Source organism: Neobacillus jeddahensis (genome assembly GCF_000612625.1).
GTDB classification, from domain to species: Bacteria; Bacillota; Bacilli; order Bacillales; family Cytobacillaceae; genus Neobacillus; species Neobacillus jeddahensis.
This window is the reverse complement of record NZ_CCAS010000110.1, coordinates 1-3,581: the sequence shown is the minus strand read 5'-3', so window position 1 is coordinate 3,581 and position 3,581 is coordinate 1. Positions and strand designations below refer to the sequence as shown.

Here is a 3,581-nt window from a genome sequence, read left to right as displayed (position 1 = left end):
ATTATATTCTATTTTAATTTATTTGATAAAATAAAAATAGAATACATCTAGAGTCTATAGTAGAGATAGCCTCGATGTCCATATTGGCCGGTACGACGAGTCCTATTTTGGTCTCTTCAGATTTTCACCGATAGCAAGGTGTACAATATGCCATTGGTGAAAGTGAAGATTGGCCGCTAATCAGATAAGGGAGTACAAAAAAACATTTCAATAAGAGTAAACCCTTTGGGCATAATAGCGAATATGATCAACACAATCCATCCTAACAAGGCTAGAATAGCGAGGGACATCATGATCCTCCTTTGAAGAAGAGTTAGCAAATATACATATATTCTTCCAAATAGACCCAAAAAAAATCCAAGCTATTCTGTCCACCAAACCGCATGCCGAAAGTCAACTTGTGGTTGATATACACAGCTTTTCCTGACTGAATACTCCTTTTTGAATAAAAAAACTGCCCAACTGACTATTGTTGGGCAGTCCTTTAATTTATTGTTTTTAAAAACATGTAAACGAAATAATTCGTCTTGTATCTACCCCAAAGATCATCCAGAACCTTCCATTCCATCTGAAACCAGCAACGGACCTAGGACCTATAAGAATAGGATAATACCAAAACGCTTCACCATTACTAAGCCATATAAAAGTATTACGAAACAGACACAGCCTAATTGCTCCTGGATCTACAGCAAACGGTGAAGCAACTGCTTGTTGAGGAATAAATGCTGGAGGAGGAGCGGTTGGAGCTTGTGATCCGGGTAAACCTGGGAAGCCTGATGGTCCCGAAAACTCAGGTCCTGGGAAGCCCGGAAAACTTGGTGGTCCTGATAACCCAGGTCCTGGGAAGCCCGGGAAGCCTGATGATCCCGGAAACTGTGGCCCTGGCAAACCCGGAAATAGACGCTCCGATTGCTGAGCATAATTCATATATGGAGAGTAATCTGTTTGAATATACATTTAAAAAATCACCTTCTTATCTTAAATAAACCTCTAAAGTATTAGTATGTTGGACTGTTCTTATGTGAAGCTATTCCCAGTCTAAAATTGGTTAACTGACTTTTTAGGTAGCCCTACCATTTGTTGGAGATGAGCGGGAATTCCCAGACTGTCATAAATTTAATAAGGGAAAGGGAATGCGTGTTAAACTTACCTTCCATATTGACGAGTCTATTTTAGTAGATGGAAAGAAACATCATATTGACCCTGAAAAATGGAGGCCTCTTATCATGAACTTTTGTGACTATTTTAGTTTAGGAGATAAACTACACCCTTCCCGGCTAGCAAAACCCTTCATTTCTCAATATAACAATGATTAAGAAGCTGAAGACTTCGCTTTGTTAGCCAAAAATACAGTAAAAAAGGCAAAACCGATTTAAAAAATCAGTCTTACCTTTTTTTCCTTCAAACTGATTGTGTGAAAAACCCAATCATCATTCACTTTAGAGCTTCTTATGGTCTGGATTTTAGCGACTTTCATGCGCGATGCCATGGCAATCTGTGCAGACACACAAAAATACTAATAGTAAAAACCGTCGTGTATCTAAATGAGGAGTTTTTTATCTATTTTCTAAACCACGTTTCCTTCTTCCGGAATAATTGCCTGCCTTCCTAATTGATTGTTCTACAACGGACTGAAAGCCATAAATAATGATTGCTAAGAATACACAAATAAAATACCAAGTTGAATGTTTCATCTTTATGAATTTGACAATTCCAAACTTCCTCCCAATATAAGGTAATGGAAAGGCATTAATGACATCCAATACCATATTTGTAAGTAAGTACTTGGGGAAATTCCCGAATGTTAATTTAAAAATCCAAAGTGTTGCTACAAAATAAGGGCCCAATATATAGGTGAAATCGATAGGGCCAGGAGAGATAGGGTTTTTCGTGATCCACCATTTTTTCCTATAACAAATTAGATTAAATACGCTTAAAACTAAATTGACAAAACTTGCTACAGGTAAAAACCTAAAAAAACTCCTTTTCCCCAAAAAAGGAACGGTAAGCCACGGAAGAATTAATGTGGCTAACGAGAATGCTACTTTCGTTTTATGCTTAACCATTGAGATCCACCCTCAAATTGATAGTTTATAGAAATAATTTCCATAAACATATAATTTATCGCGACCAACCAAAATATACATAATTTAAAACTTTTTCACTTGACATGTGTTTTACTAGATTTTTTTTTTCTTAATATTCCACACTAACGAATCAACCCCAGTGGAGAAATGAGCAATCGGATTAACTTGAGAAAGTTCAAAATGAAATGGAGAAAAAAGGGTATTCTCAACTATCTGTATTTCTGCTTTTTGCAAGGGCCAAGGCAGATGGTGTATTTCACCGCAATAAATGTTGGCTCCATTATTCGAACTATAGAGGCAATACCGCTCAGTGAGCCAATGATCCAGCGTTCCTTCCCTTGGATAATAAACTTCCGATACCGGAACGTATTTCCCCTTAAATGAGATAGGAGTATTAAAATGGCCTTTCCGGCTGCTATGAAAATGAAAGGATTGTTCTTCTTTTCGAAAAGAAATTTGTGCCGAATTATACGGTAAATGAAACCATCTTTTTGCAATCTTTAATGAAGCCCAGTTCTCAACATCAATAGATAAAAAATAAATACCGGGTTTTCCATCGCAGGTAACATATGTCCTTACATTTATTTCTGGAAATTTGGGTGTAAGGGAAATAGATGATAATCCACGAGGAAAAATTCCCTCTAAAACAAATGCAATGACCCCTAACCATGCGGAGCCATTAAAAGTATCAATTTGTAAAGAAGAAGGAATATATGGCCGTAGTGTATTAAGTGGAATTGGCCAATGTAAAAATAATAAATTTCTCCAAGTTTGCTGCATAATCCAGTATTTTGATGGTAATGGCCATCCTCGATGCCCAATATCATTCATGATATTCACAATGAGTCCCCCTGTTTTTATATGTATATAGTTTGGAGTAAATAAAAAATTTAATACGATGTTATATACATATAATCCCAACATTTTAAAAGTACAATTTGATATTTATAATGTTTTCCTTTTTTTGGATATACTAAGATTAATTGGTTTTATTTTTGAAACGATGCAGAATATGGAGCAATAACTATGGAGAATATTTTTTATTACTTAACTTTTGGAATGGTAGCAATTATTTTCACCACTTTTATATTCATGCTTTTTGGATGGCGTTGGTTCATGAAACTGATGGTGAAGCATATGGGAAAAATTATATTATCTGACAGTTATCAAGAAAATGTGATGGAGTTGATGCCAGGACTCAGGCATATGGGTATTCAAAATATGCTTGAAAATAGCCTGCGGGCAGAAACAGGCGACGTCCTCCACCGCCCGATGGGATCTTCAAAAAAATGGCCGCATTTAGATCCGATCACTTTTATCCCTGCCCAAACAACACCATTTCCAATTGACGGTGAAGAAGATGTAGATGTGCAGGTTACCATTGGACCAAATGCAAAAAAACCAATGGAAATAAAAATCCCGCTAATGATCAGCGGCATGGCCTATGGAATAGCACTCAGTGAAGAAGTGAGACTCTCCTTAGCTCATGCTGCT

2 protein-coding genes and 1 pseudogene are annotated in these 3,581 nt (G+C 36.7%); 1 reads left to right on the top strand and 2 read right to left on the bottom strand.

Annotated features, from left to right (window positions below):
• Positions 1-498 precede the first annotated feature (498 nt).
• Positions 499-957: a transporter gene (locus tag TY15_RS24800; RefSeq protein ID WP_074432862.1), complete on the bottom strand. Its 459-nt coding sequence runs from the start codon at positions 955-957 to the stop codon at positions 499-501.
• 1,223 nt (positions 958-2,180) lie between these two features.
• A complete protein-coding gene (locus tag TY15_RS22605) occupies positions 2,181-2,918 on the bottom strand; it encodes a YqjF family protein (protein WP_040206881.1) in 738 nt (245 codons plus the stop codon).
• A gap of 195 nt (positions 2,919-3,113) precedes the next feature.
• Between TY15_RS22605 and TY15_RS22600 the strand changes: the two are divergent.
• Positions 3,114-3,581, top strand: a pseudogene (locus TY15_RS22600) (FMN-binding glutamate synthase family protein); the annotation flags it as partial.

Excerpts from the sequence above, each read along its gene's own strand:
- TY15_RS24800 (WP_074432862.1), bottom strand. The coding sequence starts at position 957 with ATGTATATTCAAACAGATTACTCTCCATATATGAATTATGCTCAGCAA.
- TY15_RS22605 (WP_040206881.1), bottom strand. The coding sequence starts at position 2,918 with ATGAATGATATTGGGCATCGAGGATGGCCATTACCATCAAAATACTGG.